A 21,154-nucleotide genomic window follows, 5' to 3' on the forward strand; every position below is an offset into this window, starting at 1 on the left:
CAAGTAACATTGTGCACCTCATTCAGCGGAATCCCGCCGAGCGGCGCATTTCAAGTAACATTGTGCACCTGATATATGCCTCACATGAATGACAAGAAGAGCTGGCTCGAAACCATTCGGTTTCGTTGCCAGCTCTTTTGCTTATGCATTGTGACATTCACGGCCAACAATGGACTACGGCCCCTACGCCGCCGCCTTGCGGGCAAAGCGAGGGAAGGCCGTGACGGCCAGTGCCAGTCCAACGGTGCCACAGCCGAGCAAGATAAGCAGGTTGGGCCAGATGTCTCCCACGCCTGCTCCGCGGAGCAGCACATCCTGCAGGCCCTGCTGTGCCCAGTACTGTGGTGTGAATTGGCCCATGGTCTGGACGAATGCCGGCAGCATCTCGAACGGGAACCAGAGTCCGCCGAGGATGGCACCGCCGAGCGCAATGATTTGCACCAGTCCAAGTCCCATGTTCTCACTGCCCACCACCATCGACAGCATCAGCCCCAGTCCCGTGACGCAGATCGCCAGAGCCAGTACAATGACCGAGAGCGCCAGTAGATTACCCAACTGCAGCCCATAGACGACGCGGCCAAATGTCAGCAGGGCCGCCGACTGAATGAAGACGATTAGTATGTGGGGAATCCACATGCCCATCAGGTATTGACGGGGCTTCATCGTCGTTCCCTGCAGCCGGGAGAGCATCCCGGAGCTGCGGTCCTTCAAGAATCGGGTGATCATCGAGATCATGGCGAAGAAAACAAACATGACGGTGTAGCCCGGCACGATCTGTGCAATCGGATCGTTCTCCGTCGCCTGCTCGCGGATGTCGTTCACGGTCACCGGTGCGGCCAGTAGACCCTCTACGGCTTCACCGGGCACATACTCGGTCATGACTGCCCGCAGCTTTTCCTCCTGGTACCTGCCAGCCACGCCTTCCAGAACCCCCAGCACGGGTCCAACAGCCGCATCCTGGGTAGCATCCCGATGCAACTGGACTTCGGCCTGTTCGCCGCTCATCATCCGTTCGCCAAACCCTTCCGGAATAACCAGCAGCATCGTCTGGCGGCCTTCACTAATCTGAGACAGTTGCTCTTGCAGCGGACGCTCGGCATCCGTCTCCAGCTCGAAGCCATCAATCCCTTCCAGAATACCAACCAACTGCTGCGACTGCCCTGACCCGTCTGCATCATAATAAGGCACCGTATAGCTTGTCGTACCCGATGCATTAAAGATGGATGCGAAGATAACAATGAATACGATAGGTAATACGAATAGCCAGAAAATAACCGATTTATCCTTGAGTTGAAGCGCAATCTCTTTACTCGCGATTGTCCGTACCATGCGATCCCTCCTCTCCTGATTCGTTTTATCCATCCCGCAGCTGCGTACCCGTCAGCTTCAGGAACACGCTCTCCAGCGATGGATGCATCAGCTCCAGCGCCCGGACGCGCGAACCTTTACCAACCAAAAGGGTGGTAAGCTGCTGCATCACCGAAAGCGGCTCCGCGCTCTGCAGGACCCAGCCTCTGCCCTTGGCCGTTACTTCACTGACACTTGCCAGCTCGGGCGCTTGCTCCAGCCCTTCCGCTTCGACATAGACCGCTTGCGTCGCATGCTGATCCAATAGGCCATGCAGACTGTCCTGGGCAATCACCTGACCATGATCGATAATGGCGACATCGTCGCAGAGCGCCTCCACCTCCTCCATGTAGTGCGTCGAATAGATAATCGTTGTCCCGCGGCCGCGCAATTCTTTGATCATTTCAAAAATCAGATTGCGTGACTGCGGGTCGATTCCGACCGTCGGCTCATCGAGGATCACCAGCTTGGGCTGATGGAGCAGCGCCCCCAGCAGGTTGACCCGCCGCTTCATGCCGCCGGAGTAACTGCCGACTGTATCCTTCGCACGGTCAGAGAGTCCGACTTGCGCCAGTCCCTCGCTAAGCCGCTGCTGCAGCTCCGCTCCACGTACGCCCTGTGTCTGGCCGAGAAACTTCAGATTCTGGTTGGCGCTCAGCTCGTCATGCAGCGTGATCTCCTGCGGGACGTAGCCTATTTGGCTGCGAATGGCATCCATAGGTTTGCGGTTCTCCTGGCCAAAGACGCGGATCGTGCCCCGGTCCGGCTGCAGAATGCCAGTAATCATTTTCATCATCGTCGACTTACCGGCGCCATTGGGGCCCAGCAGCCCAAAGCAGGTGCCTTCTCTGACCTTCAGACTGGCCTCTTTCAGCGCCTGTGTCTGGCCATAGGTTTTGACAACCCGCTCCACTTCAAGCACGTAGCTCATGACATGCCCTCCCTATTTTTTATTCAAGGATTGATTAAGCTCCCGCTCCTGCATCTTGAAGTACCAGTTGAATCCAAACCAGAAAAGCGTGTAATTCACACTATAGATAACGAATCCAAGCAATAGGGACAGCGGAGTTAACGGCACCCAGCCCACCCAGAGATTAACCAACGCGAAGACCGTTAACGTCAGCAGATAATGAACCGCCAGCTGTCTGAGCAGACTCCAGCGCTCGTAATCGAAGATATAGGAGCTCACCCCGTAGGTTACACCGAGAATCATACTGCCCGCCATATGCTGCCAGATGTCCCGAACAGCGGCCTCCGTGTCTCCAATGACCAGTGCAGTTAGCGCAATGAAGGTGAAAATGGCCGAGCATCCCAATCCCCCCAGCACGCGGTATAGGACATTAGTGATCACCATCGCCACCTCCTCCCAGAATGAGGCGTTTCTTCAACTCTGCAACATAGCCACGGGAAACATACTCTTTGCTGCCTGACTTGAAATGTACGCACAGATTGCCGTTAAAGACCAACTCAAAGCGGTCAATTTGATCGAGATTGCCAATCACGGATTTGGAGAACCGTTGAAAACGATGCTCCTGCAGCTGCTCTTCGACTTCATACAGCTTCATTTTCAGCTCGGTTGGCTGACTCTCCCGGACCGCGAACACTTTGCGATTCTCTGCGTAGACATAATCAATTTCAGTCGGATTTAGCAAAATAGACCGTTCGTCATCCACCCCCACCAGCCGCCGGGTGGGTTGGGACTGCAGCCGCTTCATAAGCGCTGCCAGCTCATCCGTCCATTCTTTTGCCTGAATGATGATCGTTGGCTCGTCATGCTCCTCACTAATTTCAATCTTGATTTTCATATCGCGGGATCCACTCCCTCTGCTCATCTATAGTATGCCTGCTCCCCAGGCCCCCCGCTACCGAATCGGGATGAGTTGCAGCTCCTGCTGCACAAGTCGTATAAAATGCAACCTGTACTGCATAAGGTTGTTTAACTCGTATTTGAAGGAAACGCGGCCACTTATTCGTTATCGTCATTATGTATTCAATCTGCTACTACGAAATTTGGGCTTGGTGGTTCCCCGCAAAGTGCAACTTAAGCTCCCTGTGATGCATTAATAAAAAAACCGCCAAGCATGTGCCGAGGCGCTGCCTCGAACCATGCTGACGGTTTCTTTCCTGTGTATGAAGGTGTATTAGGCCAACTCTCGCTCCCAGAACCGGTGCTGTGTGATGGCGCCGATGAACTCCTGGGCAAAATCTTCGGCAGATGAAGCTGTGAGGACACCCGGCTTACCCTTAAGGGACTCCTTCTCCAGCAGCTCTTCACCGGCATAGGATGCACCAATCGGCTTAGCGTGTGCAAAAGCCTCACGGAGGAAATAGCGCGTCTCCTCCTCGAATTTCTTGTCACCGCGCTTGCTGCCCACCACATAGATGGCGTCGAAGATGACGGAATCCGCGGTCTGGAATGTATGATCCAGCTCCAGCTCCTGACCGTCCGCTCCCTTGATAGGTGTCAGCTTACTGCTGATTAATTCAGCCTGAATGCCAGCCAGCTTCAATGCAGACAGAACCTCACCTACTTGCTCCACAGGCGCGTCGCTGTCCAGGATGACGCCCACCTTGCGGGTAGCCGCTGCCATCGTCGTGTTCAACTGGCTGAGCGCAGGCGAGGCTTTGGTCACCTTACTTTCTTCGGCCTGTGGCGGGTTCGCACCAATATTGTCAGCCACCTGGGTCATCAACTCGCTACTCACATGGCCAAACATATCCACGGCCTGCTGCCGTACATCCTTGCTCTTCACCTTGCCCAGCTCAAAGGAGAAGGCTTGGATGATATGCAGCTGCTCCGGCTCCGACATACTGTTCCAGAACAGACGAGCCTGGGAGAAATGGTCCTTGAAGCTCTCGCTGCGTGCGCGGACCTTGTGCCCCTCTACCCTCTCCTGATAATGGGCATATCCGCCTTCGGATTCCGGAACAGGGGCTGGTGTATTGCCGGCCAACGAGTTCTTGTGGTAGCTGACCGCTCCCCGGTTGATGGTCTGACGTCCGTGCCCGTCACGCTGGTTGTTGAAGAACGGGCAGACGGGCCGGTTGATCGGCAGCTCGTGGAAGTTCGGTCCGCCCAGCCGGATCAGCTGGGTATCCGTATAGGAGAACAACCGGCCTTGCAGCAGCGGATCGTTGGAGAAATCAATGCCTGGCACGACATGTCCGGGATGAAAGGCTACCTGCTCCGCCTCCGCGAAGACATTATCCACGTTGCGATTCAACGTCATTTTGCCAATCAGCTTGACCGGCACCTCCTCCTCCGGCCAGATCTTGGTCGGGTCTAGGATATCAAAATCAAACTTGAACTCGTCTTCTTCCTTCAGCAATTGGACGCCTAGCTCATATTCTGGATAATCCCCATTCTCGATCGCATCCCACAGGTCGCGGCGATGAAAGTCCGGGTCTTTACCCGAAATTTTTTGAGCCTCGTCCCAGACGATGGAATGAACGCCAAGTACAGGCTTCCAGTGGAATTTTACAAAGTGCGCCTGGCCCTGATCATTGATGAAACGGAAGGTATGCACGCCAAACCCTTCCATCATTCGCAGGCTGCGGGGAAGCGCTCGGTCGGACATCGCCCACATGACCATATGTGCCGTCTCCTGATTATTAGCTACGAAATCCCAGAACGTATCGTGGGCGGAGGCGGCCTGCGGCATTTCGTTGTGCGGCTCGGGCTTGACGGCATGGATCAGATCCGGGAATTTGATGGCATCCTGAATGAAGAAGACAGGAATGTTGTTGCCAACCAGATCATAGTTTCCTTCTTGCGTATAGAATTTGGTGGCGAAGCCTCGCGCATCTCGTACCGTCTCAGCAGAGCCCTTGGAGCCGGCAACTGTAGAGAACCGGACGAAGACCGGCGTTTTCTCGGCTGGGTCCTGGAGAAAACCGGCTTTTGTATATTCTTTCATGGATTGGTAGAGTTCAAACTCGCCATGAGCAGCAAATCCTCGGGCATGCACGATGCGCTCGGGAATCCGCTCATGATCGAAGTGCGTCATTTTTTCGCGAAAGTGGAAGTCCTCCAACAGGGTCGGTCCCCGCTCGCCCGCCTTTAGGGAAAACTCATCCTCCGCAACTTTGAGCCCCTGGTTGGTTGTTAGGGCCTGACCTTGATCGGTGACCTTGTATTCCTCAAGTTGCTCCTGTTTACGGTTAACGGGTACTTTGTGATCGCTCATCATGCACTTCCTTCCTTGTTTCTGGTGGGTAACAGACATAGGACAAACTACACGGCATTACCCTAGTGAACGAAAATTCAATCACCCTCCGTTCCCTGACAAACTGTTGTCAACAATACACGGGTATACTGCTAAGGAGAACTAAGCAATCCAGAAGACATGAAGGTTTGGCGATTGCGTATAATCAAGGGAGATAGGAAAAGGAATGGGAGGTCATTATGCGTACACATCAGCCGCAAGAAGAGTGGGCAGTCGAAGCAACAGATCTGGTCAAGCGCTTCGGGGACCTGCAGGTCGTCGATGGCATCTCGCTCAAAGTTAAAAAGGGCTCAATCTATGGATTTCTTGGTCCGAATGGGGCAGGTAAGACAACGACGATCAAAATGCTGGCTACGCTGCTGCAGCCAGATGGCGGAAACGCCACGGTCATGGGCCATGATTTGCGGAAGGATCCGGATGGCGTGCGGCAATGCATCAGTCTGACTGGCCAATTCGCGTCGGTAGATGAGGAGATGTCCGGCCGGGAAAACCTGATCCTGATTGCCAGACTGGTCGGATTCACTCGGCAAGGGGCCAAGCAGCGGGCCATGGATCTGCTGCGTGCATTTAACCTAGAGGACGCGGCAGACCGCCAGGTCAAAAAATACTCGGGCGGCATGCGACGTCGTATCGACATCGCGGCCAGCATTGTCACTGCGCCGGATCTGCTCTTCCTGGACGAGCCGACAACCGGGCTGGATCCGCGTAGTCGCAACCAGGTCTGGGATATTATCCGGGCACTGGTGAACAGTGGGACAACCGTCTTCCTGACCACGCAGTATCTGGAGGAAGCCGACCAGCTTGCGGACCGAATCGGTGTCATCGACCACGGGCGGCTGATTGCCGAAGGGACGAGCAGCGAACTGAAAGCTATGGTTGGCGCCGGGCGACTGACCGTACATCTGCAATCCAGTGATGATCTGCCGGTTGCCCATCGGGTATTGGCGGAAATCACAGGCGAGACTGTTGAAATCGACGAGCGCGCCCACCGCTTGATCGCGCAGATTGGTAATCACAGCGAAGCGGCAGCGGCACTCAGCCGACTGGTTACAGAAGGCATCCCGATTACCGATTTCTCCATGGGCCAGCCTAGCTTGGATGAGGTATTCCTCACCCTGACGGGCAAACCCGCATCAACGGAAGAAGGAGGCGATAACCATGTTAATCAGGCCGGATAGTGCCCCTGATCTGGAACAGGTGCTGTCGCTCAAGCAACGGCCCCGGCGGCCGAGTCCGCTCACCGCCTGTCTGACGCTGGCCTGGCGGGCGCTGCTGAAGATCAAATACGTCCCAGAGCAGCTCTTTGATGTGACGGCGTTCCCGGTCATCTTCCTGTTGATGTTCACCTACTTGTTCGGCGGAGCCATCTCGGGATCGACGGGCGAGTATTTGAACTTCGTCCTCCCAGGCATTCTGGTCATGACGGTGTCGATGATCACCATGTACACGGGCACGGACCTGAACAAGGATATCCAAAAAGGAATCTTCGACCGATTCCGTACGCTGCCGTTCTGGCGGCCTGCCGTACTCGTTGGCGCGCTGATGGTCGATACGGTCCGCTATCTGCTGGCTTCATCGATCATGATCGGTCTCGGCTATGCGCTAGGCTTCCGCCCGGACAACGGATTGGGCGGGCTGTTGCTCGGCGTGGGATTGCTGCTCGTCTTCGCCTTCAGCCTCTCCTGGATCTGGACCCTGCTGGGCCTGATCGTCCGCACGGAGAAGGCGCTCATGGCGATCAGCATGATGGTGCTGTTCCCGCTGACCTTCCTCAGCAGCGTCTTCGTCGACACGTCCACGATGCCGCGTTGGCTGCAAGCGGTCGTCGACATCAATCCGGTGACGCTCGTCGTCAATGCGGTCCGCGGCCTGGCGCATGGACCGAGCGCAGCTGGTGACGTGACGCTGGTGCTCATCATCTCCGCCGCACTCGTCGCCGTGTTCGCGCCGCTGACGATGTACTTCTATAACAACAAGAAGTAAGAAGTATAAGTGCATGACAAAAAGCCTGTCCGGTTATTGCGTTAGTTCCGGGCAGGCTTTTTTGGCGTGTGGTGAGGGGCTAATGCCCAAGGTAGATGAGATAGGTGGTTGAGTGGGTTGAGTGGGTTGAGTAGGTTGCGCAGGGTACGTAGAGTGCTAGAGATGGGGGGGAGTGAGCCTGGCAGCGCTACGGCAGTGCAATTCGAGTAACATTGTGCACCTCATTTAGCTCACCTGCCCGCTTCCGAGCAATTCAAGTAACATTGTGCACCTCATTTAGCTCACCTGCCCGCTTCCGAGCAATTCAAGTAACATTGTGCACCTCATTCAGCTCACCTGCACACTTCCGAGCGATTCAAGTAACATTGTGCACCTCATTCAGCATACTCTCCCGATTTCGAGCAATTCAAGTAACATTGTGCACCTTATTTAGCTCACCTGCCCGCTTCCGAGCAATTCAAGTAACATTGTGCACCTCATTCAGCGAGAACCCCCCAGCCACTGAAATCCAAGTAACTTTTTACCCCTGGTTGAGCGTAATCACGGACAGCGGCACAATTCAAGTAACTTTTTGCCCCTGGTTCGCCGCACTCATCTACCGTACCCACCTGATGCATCTTCCCACTCTCATCAAAAGTGGATCAGATCATCCCCTCCAACAGCTTCGTCAGCTTGGGCTGCAGCTGCCACAAGTGGAAGTTCCCTTGCACGTAATATATTGCTTCCCGGTCATCCCCGAAGCCGACATATTCTGGCGATTTTTTGGGCAGCTTTTTTTTGCCAATCAGATAGGCGGGTACATAGGGATTAGCCTCTATAGCCAGGCGCAGCATGTGCCTGATGGTTGATTCCGGCTTGTCCAATCCCTGCTCCACTAATACCCGACTGTAAGTAAACCACGCGCTGGCGTCCTCTTCATAAGCGGTTATCAACTGGGATGCCTTCTTATACTCATGTTCTTCCAGATACGCCATCAGTAGTAAATCACGCGCACCCTGATTATCGTTCGGATTGAGCTCCAGCATTTCTTCGAGCTGAAGAATCGCCTCTTCCTGATTGAACATCGTCGCACAGGTCTGAGCATAATTCAGCTTCGCCCTCATGTACGGCCGGGTTTCAACATCCATCCAGAAATGTCCCTTGGCTGCCTTGAATCGTTTTTCCCCAAGCGCCCGCTCTCCAGCAAGCATCCCTTCCCGGTAATAATAAGCGGCCACACGCGGATTAGGAGCTAACTCCCCAAGTATGGAATAAGCATCAGCCTCATCCGGATTGACCTCGATGACCTGGCGGGCAAGCCTCTCACGTTTGACAGGATCGTTCTGGGACATGGCTTGATCCAATAATGCTGCGGCATTTCGTCCTTTGGCCTTGTTGTTTGAACCAATTTGAACCGCAGGTGCCGGCATGGCGCCATCGTTTTGCATCAGGTTTTTCAAGAATGCCTGTGCCTCTTCCATCGTCTCAAAATCCTGATTGGCCAACATGTCCTGAATCGCCTTCATTTGAGCTTCCATCGAATTACGCGATTGAAGATTCATGGGAGGTTCCCCCACTGAATCCTCCATTGCTTCCCATTGAGCCACAAAATAATCAAATACTTGATCCATTTTGTTTGAAATTGTCGCCGCCGATACCCCGTATTTTCTCGCTAGATCAGCCTGAGTAATAAAGGTATCCGTCAAAATTGCGAGCATATTTTCCAAGACGGCTGGAAAAACCGCTACTTTGCGAATAATTGGCTGGTTTTCAGCGGCAAATTGATTCCAAATGACTACAAGATCATAAATATCTTCATCGTCATACCGACCCGACGTGTGCTCTACAAACAGCTTGGCCACTTCGAGATGAATGGGAATATCCCATACCAATTCCTCGTTCATCGCTTTTTCCAGATTGAATTCTGGCGCAGCAGAATCGAAACGGGTCACATTGTTCATCGCGTCTTCCAGGTTCCATTCAGGCTCGGCCTTAGGGCCGATGCGTGTGATATTGCTTTCCTGGTCTTTGTCGAGACAGCATTTCTTATACTTTTTCCCGCTTCCGCAGTGGCAATTGTCGTTACGTCCTAATTTTTGCATCTCTATCAGCCTTTCATTCGACAACTTTTTGTCCATATTAACATAGACGGCCATTTAAAACACATAAACCAGAGCCTTGAGGCGAATTTCCAGTGTGCTACAATAAGTCCAACACAATAAGTCCAACGAAACCCAAGGAGGCTGATAGCATGCAGACATTATCCGACGAGACCATTCGGGAGGCGCTGAGCCAGCGTACCGTTACGCTGCCCGACGGTACCAGGATCCCGGCACTAGGTCAGGGCACGTGGAATATGGGCGACAATCCCGCACGACGGGAGGAAGAAGTTCAGGCCCTGCGTCTGGGTATCGAGCTCGGCATGACGGTCGTGGATACGGCGGAGATGTATGGTGAGGGGTTGTCAGAGTCGCTAGTCGGTGAGGCGATCAAGGGGAAACGCGATGAAGTGTTCCTCGTCTCCAAGGTTTATCCGCACAATGCAGGCGGCGAACGGCTCGCGCGCAGCTGCGAAGCGAGTCTGCAGCGGCTCGGGACGGATCACCTGGATCTGTATCTGCTCCATTGGCGTGGAAGCATCCCCCTGGCGGAAACGGTTCAAGGAATGGAACAGCTGGTAGCTGAGGGCAAAATCCGCCGCTGGGGCGTCTCCAACCTGGACACCTCCGATATGCAGGAGCTCTGGAAGGTGCCAGGTGGAGAAGCATGTGCAGTGAATCAGGTGCTCTATCATATCGCATCGCGCGGAATTGAGTATGAGCTCCAGCCTTGGCTGCAACAGCAACGCATTCCCATGATGGCTTATAGCCCGTTGGCACAAGGTGGATCGATGCGGAAAGGGATGCTGGAGAATAAAGTCGTGCAAAGTATTGCTAAGGAATACCAAGTGTCACCTTCGCAGCTGATTCTGGCTTGGACCATTCGCAAGAGCGGCGTGCTCTCGATTCCCAAAGCTTCCAGCTCCGACCACGTACGCGAGAATGCTGCGGCGGCCAGCATTGACCTGCGTGAGGATACGCTGGCTCAATTGGAGGAGGCATTCCCTGCACCGAAACGCAAAGTGCCGCTGGATATCATCTAGTAGAACGCTCTGCCTCTCCCATGACAGCCGTTTTATAAGTACCCGGCGTGTGTGTGGTAAACTGTTTAAACACTTTGTAGAAATGACGGATACTCTCGTAACCAACGCTGCGCGCCACCTGCTCGACTGTCGGCTGCTGCGGGTGGACGAGCAGTTCTTTGGCCCGCTCGATCTTCACGCTGTTCAAGTAATGGACGAAGGTCATGCCCGTCTCCCGTTTCAGCACACTGCAAAAATAGTTGGGATGCATCCCCAAATGGGAGGCCACCTCTTCCAGTGCCAGATCGTGCATGTAATGCTCCTGCACGTAGGCTTTGAATTTGCTGATAACCGGCAGCTCTGCCGCCTGCAATGCAGGCGGCGAGGCCGGTTCATCTTTGTTGGCTGCCATGATCTCAATCGCTTGCCGATTCAGAACCTCAAACAGCTCGCGATGTTGAATTGGCTTCAGGAGATAATCCTCCACCCCCATCCGCATCGCCTGCCGCGCATAATCGAATACGTCATAGCCAGAGAGAATGACGAAGCGCTGCATTTGACGCAGCTGAGCCTCCCGAATGAGGGCCAGTCCATCCATCTCCGGCATCTGGATATCGGTGATCATCAGATCGTACGATTCACAATCCATGCGCTCCAGCGCCTCGAAGGCATCGTAGGCGCAGTCCACCTGCGTGAACAAGGACCGCTCCGCCATAATCATATGCCGCAGACCACCCACGATAATCGGCTCATCATCCACAATCAGCAGCTTCAGCATGCATCTCCGCTCCTCTCTTGACCAACAGAATCTGGAACGCGGCTCCTTCGCCCGCTTCCTCTCTCAGCCGAATTCCCGTATTCTCTCCATTGTACGATTTTACCCGCTCATGCACATTCCGCAGTCCGATTCCCAGCTTCGATTCCTCGTCTGTCTCCAGCTGTCCATCCAGCATGCGAGTAATAAGCTGCCGCCGTTCTGGAGTCAACCCCGGTCCATTGTCCCGAATTTCAATACGCCAGTAGTCTGCTTCCTCCGTAACCGTCAACTCGATCTCCCCTTTGCCGCGCCGGTTGCCCAGGCCATGCAGGATGCTGTTCTCGACAATCGGCTGCAGAATCGACCTTGGCGTACGCACACCCGTGATGTCACCATCGATGTGCAGCTCGAACTGCAGCCGCTCCCCCATCCGAACCTGATGAATGCCGATGTAATCCCGCACATGCGCCAGCTCATCGGTCAGCAGCGCTTCATCCCGGTTGCGCACCAGACTATATCGCAGCAGGTTGCCCAGCGACGACGCGACCTCCGCCAGCTCCTTTTCCCCCCGCATGAGCGCCATCATCCGCATCGTCTCCAGCGTATTGTATAAGAAGTGAGGCTTGATCTGAGCATGCAGCATCTTGATCTCCGCCTCCTTCTTCAGCATCTCCGACCGGTGGTAATCCCGCGACAGCTCATCCATCCGCCGGATCATGGCATTGTACGATTGGATCAAAAAACCAATCTCATCCGTACCGCTCGCACCGCTATAGACGGCAATCCGGGGGTCATCGACCCGCTTCAAATGCCGGGAGAACCTTAGGAGCCGGTTCGTCACGGAGGAAGCGACGGCGAAATAACAGAGCGACAAAATGATCAACATGAGTACGCCAGCCCCAATCAACCACCATTGGTCGATACGGACATCCAGCAGGGAAACCACATGACCGACCTCGACAATAATGAGCCCCAGCGTTGTCAAACGAATGGCGTGCGTCAGATAATCATCCCCATGGACAAAAAAGCTCGTGATGCCCCGCTCCGGTGCATGACTTGCCAGTGCCGCCAGTTCGCCCTCCACAAAGCCGGGAGCCGTCTGCTCATACACCTGCTCACCGTCCTTACCGACAATCGCCCAATACCTATTGGAAGCCTGCGGCGATGCTCCTGCGAATTGACCAAACAACCGCTGATTAACCTCCACGACGAGGAACCCCAGACTTTCCGTATAATTGTCATTGTAGAGGTTCTTGATGTAGTACACCGTCGGCAGCCTGCCCTCATCGGGGAGATAGGTCCACTGGCCCTGGTTCGGACGCAGCGCAGTGATCTGTTCCATAGATAAGGGGCCCCCATAAGCAGCACCCTCTGTGAGATCGGGCTCCAGGCTCAGCACCTGGTCGTTGCGCATATAGACACTCAGGTTCTGGATCGCCGGTACGCTTTTCAAGGCAAAATTAAAGGTCGTGCGGATATCATTCTGGTAGGTGTAGATCATCTCCCAATCCGTCTTGTACTCGCCTTCGAGATAGCGGATCAGCGTATCGTTATTCTGGAAGAGGGAGTGCACGGACTCGATCTTCGACATTTCAATCTCCAGGTTGGCGAGCGACTGCTCCGTAAACTTCTCCTGGTCGACAAGGTATTGGGACTTCATATTGTTGTACATTTGATGGTAGAAATAGACGCCGAACAGCGTAAAGGGAATACAGACCAGCAGGACATAGCCGATGATTAGTTTGGGGACGATGCGCAAATGTCGCAGCTGGTCGATCCACCTATAAAGCGCTGTCATAAAATAACCCCACAAAGTGAAGCCTTTTCTTCGAAGCTTAGCCAGATACTTTGCGGGGGGCCCCGAAAACTTATAAATTGTATAATAATAAAAAAGCCTCCTCGGCGGTCTTTTTCTATTAGTATAGCACGCCTGTCCATTGCCTCTGGGCCGCTAACTTGCGACAAACCATGGCGTGCCAAAGGGGAGCAGGACCCCTAGGTCCACTCCCCTGGTTTTTAAGATTCGAGCTGGGCCTTGGCTTGCTCGTAGCGTTCATTGGCCCACGCTTCCAGCCGCTCCAGACCGATCCGATTGGCCTGCTCCACCATCGCATCGTATGCCGCGGAGGCTGCCTCCTCTGATGTAGCGAGCAGCACCTTGCTCTCTTCACTCTTAATCATTTCCTGGATATTCGTCAGCACAACCTGCTCATCCGAATCCGCATCCGGGGCCACCAGGCCAATCGCCGGAATGAACTGGGTTTCGTCCGTAACGACCTTGTTGGTGCGTGTTGCATCTGTGTCCGGTTCATACAGCGCACGCATTTCTGTCGTGGTCGAGCCGATCAGCAAGCCCCAATAGAATGCACCGCGGGCTACGCGCTCCGCATCGTCCATGGTGTTGTATTTGAACACAGGGTAATCCCCATCCGCTGCATAATCCCAATGCTCGCCTTCAATACCCCACAGCGCCAGCTTCTGGCCTTCGTCCGATTGGAGGAACTGCATCAGCTTGATGGAGGCCTCGGGGTTTTTGTTCTCTTTGGTAATAAATACGCCTTGCCAGCCAACTGCCGAGTTGACGATCTTCAGGTTATCCGTCAGGCGTACAGGCAGGTTGACGAAGGTATGACCGCCCTGCTCCTTCGCTGCCGATGTCAGCTGGTCTGAGCCTTGCGTTGTCCAGGAGTAGGCAAAGCCAGTGCCGTTAAACATCAGCTGCTTGCCTTGATCTTCCGATTTGTACGCGTAGTTCTCCGCCCGGATGAAGCCTTTGCGGTAGAGGTCATTCATATATAGATACATGTCTTTGTACTCTGGCATGTTGAGGGAGTACACCAACTGACCGTTCACGTCATTGAAGCCGCTCAGCGCCCCGAACTGCTGCTCGAAGTACGCCCGATGCCAGTTCGGCGGGTTCAAGACCAGCGGAATCATGTCGGGATATGTGTCCTTGACCGTCTGGAACAGTGCCGTCAGGTCTTCCAGTGAAGCAATCTCTGGGTTGCCCAGCGCCTCCATAATGTCCTGACGCACCGAGATCCCACCAGTGTACAGCAGCGCTGTGTCCTTGTGTTCCTCCCACTCCGCTTCCGTCGAGAAGAAGTTGCGGATGGTATAGAAGTTGCCGTCCTCCGCCGTATTCACGCCGATGCGCTCCTGCTCCAGCTCCCAGTCCGGGGCATACTCGGCAATCAGGTCATTCCAGGCCAGCGACAGATCCGGATCGGACATCCGCTTCACCTGACCGCTGGTGACGACCAGATCAGGCAGATCGCCCGAAGCAATCATGACCTGCAGCTGCTTATCATCCGTGGCGACGGTTACATTCAGATTCACGCCTGTTTGTTTTGTTATCTCTTCAGCTACCGCGCCCGACCAATCCTTCATCGGCCACCAGGTTTGATCCACGAACAGATCCAGCGTCACTTGCTCCGGCGCTCCGTTCGTCTGGCCATTGTTGCCTGACGCAGCAGGCGTCTCTCCTGCATTGCCGCCGTTATTTGGTGTAGCGTTATTGCCGGCGCATGCGGAGAGCAGCAGCACCATCAGGCTGGCTGTAATCAGCCAAGCCGACCCCTTTTGTACCTTTCTCATATCGGACAACTCCCTCGATTAGATTGAACACGCTTGCGATTCTTATCTATGAAAGTCCGTCCCCCGGGATCCCGGGCACCCGATAGAAACGGAACCTGTCACCAGCAGTCTGTCAGCCCTTGACTGAGCCCAGCATCATGCCCTGTACGAAGTACTTCTGAATGAAAGGATACACACAGATAATCGGGAAAACGGAGATCACCATGGCCGTGGCCTGTGCCGAAAATGAAGTCACCTGCATGCTGCCGGCATACGCTGCACCAATCGCATCGGTGTTGATCATCGTCTGATTGATGACCTCAATCATGCGGTACGCCAGCGTCCGCAGCCCCTGACCCTGGACAAAATAGGCCGAGTCCAACCAAGCATTCCACTGATTGGAGCCGAGGAACAAGCCCATCGTTGCCAGCAGCGGCAGAGAAATCGGCAAGATCATTCGGAAGAAAATCGTCATCTCTCCCGCTCCATCCATCCGAGCCGACTCGCCGATCTCCTCGGGTATTTCCCGGAAGAAGGAGACAGCAATGAGCAGGAAGAACAGGCTCAGCATCGTCGGCACGACATAAACGGCAAACGTATTGAGCAGACCCAGGCCGCGCAGCACCACGTAGAAAGCGATGAGACCGCCCGAGATGTTCATCGCAATGACGATGAGCAGGAAATAGAACCGACGGAACAACAGATACGGCTTGGACAAGCCATAGGCAACCAGACAGGTGAAGATGACGCCCAGCAGCGTGCCGACAACGGTCCGTGCCACTGTAATGAAGAAGGCGTTGACCCAATGTTTATCATTGAAGAAATAGATATAGTTATTGAGCGTAAATGCCCGGGGCAGCAGGTACAATCCACCACGTGCCGTATCCTGACCAAGATTAAAGGAAGCTATCAGGACATAATAGAATGGATACAACGTAATAAGCGCTACCAGCGCGAGCAATATATAATTGATCGTATCGACAGTATAATCTTCTCTTGTCTTACGGGCCATACAGGCATCTCCTTTCCTTGCCGTGGTCAGTACAGGCCAGTGCCCGATACGCGCTTGGCGATAAAGTTGCTCGTGAGAATAAGGAACACGGCGATGATAGACTGCACTAGATCGATGGCGGTGGCAAAAGCAAACCGTCCTTGAGCCAGGCCGACATTAAAGGCATACGTCTGAATAATCTGCGACTTGTCATTGTTGATCGTATTGCCGAGCAGCATCGACTGCTCGAAGTTAGAGCCTACAAGCCCACCGCCTAGCATACTGCCAATCGACAAAATCAGGACGACTACAATGGGTCCCCGCATACCCGGCAAGGTTACATGCCAGATGCGGCGCAAACGCCCGGCCCCGTCCAACTGGGCTGCTTCATAGAGTCCAGGGTCAATACCTGCGATGGCAGCCAGGAAGATAATCGTCCACCAGCCCGCTTCCTTCCACACAGCCGTACCAACAGCCAGGCCCCAGAAGGAATCCGGGTCGGTCAAGACCGTCAGAGGTTCATGTATAATCCCCAATGTGATCAATGCGTGGTTGATAATGCCAATCTCGGTCGAGAAGAAAGCATACGCGATACCGACCACCACGACCCACGAAATGAAGTGAGGCAAGTAGCTGAAGGTTTGGACAAGCCGCTTGATTACCGCCTGTTTGACCTCTGTAATCATGATAGCCAGCAGAATCGGCACCGGAAAAGCAAAGACCAGCTTCAGCAAGCTAATGGCCAGCGTATTACGCACCAGCATCGGGAACCTGTAGTCGTTCACCAGCTCGTGAAAGTACTTGAGCCCCACCCACTCACTCGTGAAGATTCCCGCAATGCCAGTCGATATTTTGTAATCCTTGAACGCCATAATAACGCCAAACATCGGCGTAAAGCTGAATACCAGCAGGAACGCCATGCCCAGCCACACAAAAATCTGGATCGTGAGCTGCTTGCGCAATTGCCGCCCCAGCGATGGCTTGGAAGCAGCACCTATAGGTTTGTTTTCTTGAACAGCCGGGTTCGTCTTCATGGATTCCCCTCCTGCCTCTCATTATAAAATCGCTTACAATGCGTGTATACGGATCATACTTCGGATGGAGTGTGCTCTATCTTAAGGTAGGGACAAGCGGCGAAAAACTATTTTCAAAAAAAGCTCTACATTGTGATATAAATCACATCCCACCCCGTGATCTCGTTATATACTTAAGTCAGAAAGAAAACGAAACAGCCAAACAACACACCGGCAACACAAACAGCAGAGAGAAACCTCACAGCTGAAGATCCAGGGCCGGAAGGAATCGCGCAAGTCGCTGTTTCGGTCAATAACATAGAGGGAGAGTGAAGGTCATGAAGAGATGGTGCAAGATCAAATGGCTGATACCTTATTCTTACGAAGCTAGTTTTGCTTCACAAAACTCTTAAACGTCCTTTTCTTATACCAGACTTTGTGATTAAAATCACATACTTCTAGAGAAAAGTCCGCTACACTTAAGCCATAAAGAGAAATGAAAACAACTAAACTACAAATTGGGAGTGAGTATCATGATGAAACTTTGGAGAAACAATAAATGGGCAGCCGGTATCCTGACGGTGATCCGTATCGTACTCGGATATGCTTGGCTGACAGCCGGATGGGGCAAACTTACTGGTGGCTTCGACGCCACCGGCTACCTGACCAACGCCGTGACCAACCCGGTCCTCGACAAAGCGACTGGCGCGGCCGTCTACCCGACCTACAACGCCTTCATTGAAACGTTCGCACTGCCGAACGTCAAGCTGATCAACATTATGATCCCTTGGGGCGAATTGCTAGTCGGACTTGGATTAATCCTTGGTACACTGACCGTCACCGCCGCCTTCTTCGGACTGATGATGAACTTCATGTTCCTCTTCGCCGGAACGGTAAGCACTAACCCTTGGCTGGTTCTGCTAGGTGTCCTCGTCCTGATGGGCGGCACCAACGCCGGACGCTTCGGACTTGACCGCTACGTCCTGCCGCTCCTGCACAAAGGCATGGACCGCTTGTTCCACCGCAAAGGCCGCAACACTGGCGCAGGTGCCGGACCGGTCATCCCGCAAGAACATTAACTACAGCTCCACTTGAGACGGCTGCCCTACGGGGCGGTCGTCTTTTTCGTCCAGCTCCAAAGCCTCTATCTTAGCACCACTACCCAATGGTTGTCTCTCATACCCGCCCACCTTTTCATTCACCTACTATTAGGTGGCCCTATCCTATCACGTCTCTTTCTCACAACGGCAGCACCTTCTATTTTGCGCTATACTGGAGGAAATGATGACATGCTTGGGGGGAAGTCACTAATGTCCTTATATGAACAGGCGGGTTATGTCTCTCGAATTGAGCTGCTGCGGGAGCAGGTACCTTCGTTTGGGAGTTACCCATTCCATCTGGATGCGGTACGCGAGCTGGATACGCTGGCGCTTCATCCAAAGGTGACGTTTCTGGTCGGTGAGAACGGCACGGGCAAATCGACGCTGATTGAAGCCATCGCGGTGGCGCTCGGCTTCAACCCGGAGGGCGGCACGAGCAACTTTACATTTGAGACGGCCCGTACCCATTCCCAGCTGAGCGAGTATTTGCGGCCCGTGCGGGGAGCGAGACGGCCGAAGGACGGGTTCTTCTTCCGGGCGGAGAGCTATTATAATCTGGCCACGAATATTGAGGAGCTGGACCGGCAAGACGCACGGGCGCCTAAGATTATCGAATCCTATGGTGGACGCTCGCTGCACGAGCAATCGCATGGCGAATCGTTCTTTGCCACCTTCCTGCACCGGTTCGGGGGCAGAGGCCTGTATGTGCTGGACGAGCCCGAGGCTGCGCTATCCCCCTCCCGACAGATGGCCATGCTGGCACGCATGCATCAGCTCGTCGGGCAGCAATCCCAGTTCCTCATCGCCACCCACTCCCCAATCCTGATGGCTTACCCCGACGCCTGGATCTATCAGTTGGACGGAGACGGCATCCGCCGTGTAGCCTGGCAGGAAACGGAGCACTATATCGTCACCAAGCAGTTCATGAACAACAGCGAGCGCATGCTGGGAGAACTGTTGGGGGACGAGGATGCTTGAGCGGCTGGGGGAGTTGTTGGTGCAATCCAAGTAACTTTTTGCCCTTGGTTGGGTGGGATCCCCTCTGTTGGTGCAATCCAAGTAACTTTTTACCCTTGGTTGGGTGCAATCCCCTCCGTTGGTGCAATCCAAGTAACTTTTTACCCTTGGTTGGGTGCAATCCCCTCCGTTGGTGCAATCCAAGTAACTTTTTACCCTTGGTTGGGTGGAAACCCCTCCTTCAGCGCAATCCAAGTAACTTTTTGCCCTTGGTTCAGCGGCGCCCCCCCATCCCCTTAAATCAACACAACAAAGACCCGGGCCGCACCGGATATCGGCACACCCTGGGTCTTCTGCAATTACAATACCGGGCACGTGGTCAGGCGCACGCCGATGCCGCTCGGGTCGCGGAAGTACCACCCGTCGCCCTTGGTCTCCACCACAATGCCTGCCTCCTCGAGCCAGACCAAGATGTCTTCGATGTGCCCTACATCGGGATTGACGATGGTGTAGCTCGCCAACCCCGGGGCCTTCTCCGGCGTCGGCGGCGCGCCCTCTCCGGCCCATGTGTTGAGGCCGAGATGGTGGTGGTAGCCGCCCGCGGCCACGAAGAGCGCCGAGGGGCCATAGCGCAGCTTCACACTGAAGCCCAGCAGCCCGCAATAGAAACGCTCTGCCTCCGCCAGGTTCCGCACATGCAGATGTACATGCCCCATCCGGGTCCCCGCCGGCATGCCGTTCCATTCCCGCCCCTCAGCCTCGCGGAGCAGTCCATGCGCGTCCAGCGTATCCGCGCTCATGTAGATCTGTCCGCCCGCGAGTTGGGTCCATTGCTCCACCCGGCGGTCCCAATAGATCTCAATTCCGTTGTGGTCGGGATCAGACAGATAGAGCGCCTCGCTCACATCATGGTCTGCGGAGCCTAGCTGAACCCTGCACTCTGCCAGCTGCCGAAGCACGAGCCCCAGATCGCTGCGGGTCGGCACCAGCAGCGCAAAATGATACAAACCACTGGTTGAACGCGGCCGCACCTGCACCGCATCCTTTATTTCCTCCAGTACGATCAATGGATGAATGCCATCCACCGTCAGCCGCGTCAAGCCGTGGTACCGGTTGAGCACGCGCAGCCCCAATACCTCGGTATAGAACGCCTCAGACCGCGCCATATCACTCACCCGCAGCTGCACAGAGCCCACCTCGGTTCCTGCATGCGTCCGAGGCTTCATCGCCATCGCGGGACCGCCTCCTGCCGCGCCCATCTTAAGGCAGGGCCGGGGCCAGCGTCATGGTCGAGCCGCGAAAGCCCTTGACCTTATCCATGAACGCCTTGACCCGCTTTTCGTCGACCGCATTCTCGAACACGCCATCCTTCTTGAACGTGGTCCCCACTACCGCGCCATCTGCAACCGACAGCTGGGTCTCCACATTATCCAGCCGCATCCCCGTGTTGGCGAGCACAACCGTCTGCGGCACCGTATCCTTCACCCGCTTGAGAAGCTGCGTATCTGTCTCGGCACCGGCAATCAGGCCGGAGACACAGAGGGCATCGGGCCGATTATTGAACACCGTCGAGCGGGCAATGCTCTCAATATCGCGGTGCGCCAAGTATTGGGCCGCCTCAGGGACAATATTGAAGAGCAGCTTGACGTTGGAAGCACCCAGCGCCTTCTGATGCCGGATCGTCTCGCCCACCTTTGTGTTCCACAAACCAAAATCACTGGCATATACGCCTGTGAAAATCTCCCGTACGAACTGCGCACCTGTAGCAGCTGCCAGATCCAGCGATTTCTTGGCATCCCACAGCACATTGACGCCATAGGGAATCCGGATATCCCGCATCAGCTCGCCAATGACCCGGGCCATCGCCGCCACCGTCTCGGTCCGGACATCGGTCAGATACGGCAGGCTGAACTCGTTGGAGAACATCACCGCATCGACGCCGCCATTTTGCAGAGCCAGCAGGTCGGCCCGGGCCGCCTCCACCACATAATCCATCCCCCTCACTTCGTCGTAATGCGGATCACCCGGCAACGGCTGCAGATGACACATGGCGATGATTCCTTTGTCTACACCGACCAACTCTTGTAACCAATTCATACGAATC

General features: G+C 54.6%; 18 protein-coding genes. 5 read left to right on the top strand and 13 right to left on the bottom strand.

Going from position 1 to position 21,154, the window contains the following annotated elements; genetic code table 11:
* Positions 1 to 183: 183 nt before the first annotated feature.
* The 5 genes from F556_RS0111970 to F556_RS0111990 all read right to left on the bottom strand — a co-directional run bounded on the left by F556_RS0111970 (position 184) and on the right by F556_RS0111990 (position 5,537).
* On the bottom strand, positions 184 to 1,329 hold the full coding sequence (locus F556_RS0111970; protein WP_020617196.1) for an ABC transporter permease: 1,146 nt from the start codon (positions 1,327 to 1,329) through the stop codon (positions 184 to 186).
* A 25-nt stretch (positions 1,330 to 1,354) separates the two neighbouring features.
* Positions 1,355 to 2,278: an ABC transporter ATP-binding protein gene (locus F556_RS0111975; protein ID WP_020617197.1), complete on the bottom strand. Its 924-nt coding sequence runs from the start codon at positions 2,276 to 2,278 to the stop codon at positions 1,355 to 1,357.
* A gap of 12 nt (positions 2,279 to 2,290) precedes the next feature.
* On the bottom strand, positions 2,291 to 2,698 hold the full coding sequence (locus F556_RS33795; protein ID WP_211222572.1) for a DUF3021 domain-containing protein: 408 nt from the start codon (positions 2,696 to 2,698) through the stop codon (positions 2,291 to 2,293).
* The gene (locus F556_RS0111985; protein ID WP_020617199.1) at positions 2,688 to 3,152 is read right to left on the bottom strand and encodes a LytTR family DNA-binding domain-containing protein; all 465 of its coding nucleotides are present in this window, start codon (positions 3,150 to 3,152) and stop codon (positions 2,688 to 2,690) included. Before F556_RS0111985 ends, F556_RS33795 begins: the two co-directional genes overlap by 11 nt.
* Positions 3,153 to 3,488: 336 nt before the next feature.
* Entirely contained in the window at positions 3,489 to 5,537 is a 2,049-nt protein-coding gene (locus F556_RS0111990) for a catalase (protein ID WP_020617200.1), read from the bottom strand.
* A 215-nt stretch (positions 5,538 to 5,752) separates the two neighbouring features.
* Here F556_RS0111990 and F556_RS0111995 point away from each other — a divergent pair, with 215 nt between their 5' ends.
* Together F556_RS0111995 and F556_RS0112000 are read left to right on the top strand one after the other, a co-directional pair.
* Positions 5,753 to 6,751: a daunorubicin resistance protein DrrA family ABC transporter ATP-binding protein gene (locus F556_RS0111995; protein WP_020617201.1), complete on the top strand. Its 999-nt coding sequence runs from the start codon at positions 5,753 to 5,755 to the stop codon at positions 6,749 to 6,751.
* The gene (locus F556_RS0112000) at positions 6,732 to 7,556 is read left to right on the top strand and encodes an ABC transporter permease (protein ID WP_020617202.1); all 825 of its coding nucleotides are present in this window, start codon (positions 6,732 to 6,734) and stop codon (positions 7,554 to 7,556) included. Before F556_RS0111995 ends, F556_RS0112000 begins: the two co-directional genes overlap by 20 nt.
* Before the next feature lie 641 nt (positions 7,557 to 8,197).
* On the opposite strand, the gene F556_RS36210 is transcribed toward F556_RS0112000, so the two are convergent.
* Entirely contained in the window at positions 8,198 to 9,637 is a 1,440-nt protein-coding gene (locus F556_RS36210; protein WP_083937987.1) for an SEC-C metal-binding domain-containing protein, read from the bottom strand.
* A gap of 149 nt (positions 9,638 to 9,786) precedes the next feature.
* Here F556_RS36210 and F556_RS0112010 point away from each other — a divergent pair, with 149 nt between their 5' ends.
* A complete protein-coding gene (locus F556_RS0112010) occupies positions 9,787 to 10,677 on the top strand; it encodes an aldo/keto reductase (RefSeq protein ID WP_020617204.1) in 891 nt (296 codons plus the stop codon).
* On the opposite strand, the gene F556_RS0112015 is transcribed toward F556_RS0112010, so the two are convergent.
* The 5 genes from F556_RS0112015 to F556_RS0112035 all read right to left on the bottom strand — a co-directional run bounded on the left by F556_RS0112015 (position 10,670) and on the right by F556_RS0112035 (position 17,014).
* The gene (locus F556_RS0112015; protein ID WP_020617205.1) at positions 10,670 to 11,434 is read right to left on the bottom strand and encodes a response regulator transcription factor; all 765 of its coding nucleotides are present in this window, start codon (positions 11,432 to 11,434) and stop codon (positions 10,670 to 10,672) included. The two genes, F556_RS0112010 and F556_RS0112015, sit on opposite strands and share 8 nt — an antisense overlap.
* Complete coding sequence (locus F556_RS0112020) at positions 11,409 to 13,211, bottom strand: cache domain-containing sensor histidine kinase (protein ID WP_020617206.1); 1,803 nt, start codon at positions 13,209 to 13,211, stop codon at positions 11,409 to 11,411. The genes F556_RS0112015 and F556_RS0112020 overlap by 26 nt, the downstream gene beginning before the upstream one ends.
* Before the next feature lie 218 nt (positions 13,212 to 13,429).
* Positions 13,430 to 15,010, bottom strand: coding sequence for an extracellular solute-binding protein (locus F556_RS0112025; protein WP_020617207.1), 1,581 nt, complete (start codon positions 15,008 to 15,010; stop codon positions 13,430 to 13,432).
* A gap of 112 nt (positions 15,011 to 15,122) precedes the next feature.
* On the bottom strand, positions 15,123 to 16,001 hold the full coding sequence (locus F556_RS0112030; RefSeq protein ID WP_020617208.1) for a carbohydrate ABC transporter permease: 879 nt from the start codon (positions 15,999 to 16,001) through the stop codon (positions 15,123 to 15,125).
* Between the two features lie 26 nt (positions 16,002 to 16,027).
* The gene (locus F556_RS0112035) at positions 16,028 to 17,014 is read right to left on the bottom strand and encodes an ABC transporter permease (RefSeq protein ID WP_020617209.1); all 987 of its coding nucleotides are present in this window, start codon (positions 17,012 to 17,014) and stop codon (positions 16,028 to 16,030) included.
* Positions 17,015 to 17,526: 512 nt separating this feature from the next.
* Here F556_RS0112035 and F556_RS0112040 point away from each other — a divergent pair.
* Together F556_RS0112040 and F556_RS0112050 are read left to right on the top strand one after the other, a co-directional pair.
* Positions 17,527 to 18,072: a DoxX family membrane protein gene (locus F556_RS0112040; RefSeq protein ID WP_020617210.1), complete on the top strand. Its 546-nt coding sequence runs from the start codon at positions 17,527 to 17,529 to the stop codon at positions 18,070 to 18,072.
* Positions 18,073 to 18,303: 231 nt separating this feature from the next.
* On the top strand, positions 18,304 to 19,071 hold the full coding sequence (locus tag F556_RS0112050) for an AAA family ATPase (RefSeq protein WP_020617212.1): 768 nt from the start codon (positions 18,304 to 18,306) through the stop codon (positions 19,069 to 19,071).
* A gap of 338 nt (positions 19,072 to 19,409) precedes the next feature.
* Here the strand turns inward: F556_RS0112050 and F556_RS0112055 are convergent, their stop codons facing one another.
* Together F556_RS0112055 and F556_RS0112060 are read right to left on the bottom strand one after the other, a co-directional pair.
* Complete coding sequence (locus F556_RS0112055; protein WP_020617213.1) at positions 19,410 to 20,282, bottom strand: VOC family protein; 873 nt, start codon at positions 20,280 to 20,282, stop codon at positions 19,410 to 19,412.
* Between the two features lie 28 nt (positions 20,283 to 20,310).
* Positions 20,311 to 21,147 carry a BtpA/SgcQ family protein gene (locus tag F556_RS0112060; protein WP_020617214.1) on the bottom strand — a complete coding sequence of 279 codons (837 nt, stop codon included), beginning with the start codon at positions 21,145 to 21,147 and terminating at the stop codon, positions 20,311 to 20,313.
* Between the last annotated feature and the right edge of the window lie 7 nt (positions 21,148 to 21,154).

The sequence above is a fragment of the Paenibacillus daejeonensis DSM 15491 genome (genome assembly GCF_000378385.1).
Taxonomy (GTDB): Bacteria; Bacillota; Bacilli; order Paenibacillales; family Paenibacillaceae; genus Paenibacillus_D; species Paenibacillus_D daejeonensis.

Excerpts from the sequence above, each read along its gene's own strand:
- F556_RS0111970 (WP_020617196.1), bottom strand. The coding sequence starts at position 1,329 with ATGGTACGGACAATCGCGAGTAAAGAGATTGCGCTTCAACTCAAGGAT.
- F556_RS0111975 (WP_020617197.1), bottom strand. The coding sequence starts at position 2,278 with ATGAGCTACGTGCTTGAAGTGGAGCGGGTTGTCAAAACCTATGGCCAG.
- F556_RS0111985 (WP_020617199.1), bottom strand. The coding sequence starts at position 3,152 with ATGAAAATCAAGATTGAAATTAGTGAGGAGCATGACGAGCCAACGATC.
- F556_RS0111990 (WP_020617200.1), bottom strand. The coding sequence starts at position 5,537 with ATGATGAGCGATCACAAAGTACCCGTTAACCGTAAACAGGAGCAACTT.
- F556_RS0111995 (WP_020617201.1), top strand. The coding sequence starts at position 5,753 with ATGCGTACACATCAGCCGCAAGAAGAGTGGGCAGTCGAAGCAACAGAT.
- F556_RS0112000 (WP_020617202.1), top strand. The coding sequence starts at position 6,732 with ATGTTAATCAGGCCGGATAGTGCCCCTGATCTGGAACAGGTGCTGTCG.
- F556_RS36210 (WP_083937987.1), bottom strand. The coding sequence starts at position 9,637 with ATGCAAAAATTAGGACGTAACGACAATTGCCACTGCGGAAGCGGGAAA.
- F556_RS0112010 (WP_020617204.1), top strand. The coding sequence starts at position 9,787 with ATGCAGACATTATCCGACGAGACCATTCGGGAGGCGCTGAGCCAGCGT.
- F556_RS0112015 (WP_020617205.1), bottom strand. The coding sequence starts at position 11,434 with ATGCTGAAGCTGCTGATTGTGGATGATGAGCCGATTATCGTGGGTGGT.
- F556_RS0112020 (WP_020617206.1), bottom strand. The coding sequence starts at position 13,211 with ATGACAGCGCTTTATAGGTGGATCGACCAGCTGCGACATTTGCGCATC.
- F556_RS0112025 (WP_020617207.1), bottom strand. The coding sequence starts at position 15,010 with ATGAGAAAGGTACAAAAGGGGTCGGCTTGGCTGATTACAGCCAGCCTG.
- F556_RS0112030 (WP_020617208.1), bottom strand. The coding sequence starts at position 16,001 with ATGGCCCGTAAGACAAGAGAAGATTATACTGTCGATACGATCAATTAT.
- F556_RS0112035 (WP_020617209.1), bottom strand. The coding sequence starts at position 17,014 with ATGAAGACGAACCCGGCTGTTCAAGAAAACAAACCTATAGGTGCTGCT.
- F556_RS0112040 (WP_020617210.1), top strand. The coding sequence starts at position 17,527 with ATGATGAAACTTTGGAGAAACAATAAATGGGCAGCCGGTATCCTGACG.
- F556_RS0112050 (WP_020617212.1), top strand. The coding sequence starts at position 18,304 with ATGTCCTTATATGAACAGGCGGGTTATGTCTCTCGAATTGAGCTGCTG.
- F556_RS0112055 (WP_020617213.1), bottom strand. The coding sequence starts at position 20,282 with ATGGCGATGAAGCCTCGGACGCATGCAGGAACCGAGGTGGGCTCTGTG.
- F556_RS0112060 (WP_020617214.1), bottom strand. The coding sequence starts at position 21,147 with ATGAATTGGTTACAAGAGTTGGTCGGTGTAGACAAAGGAATCATCGCC.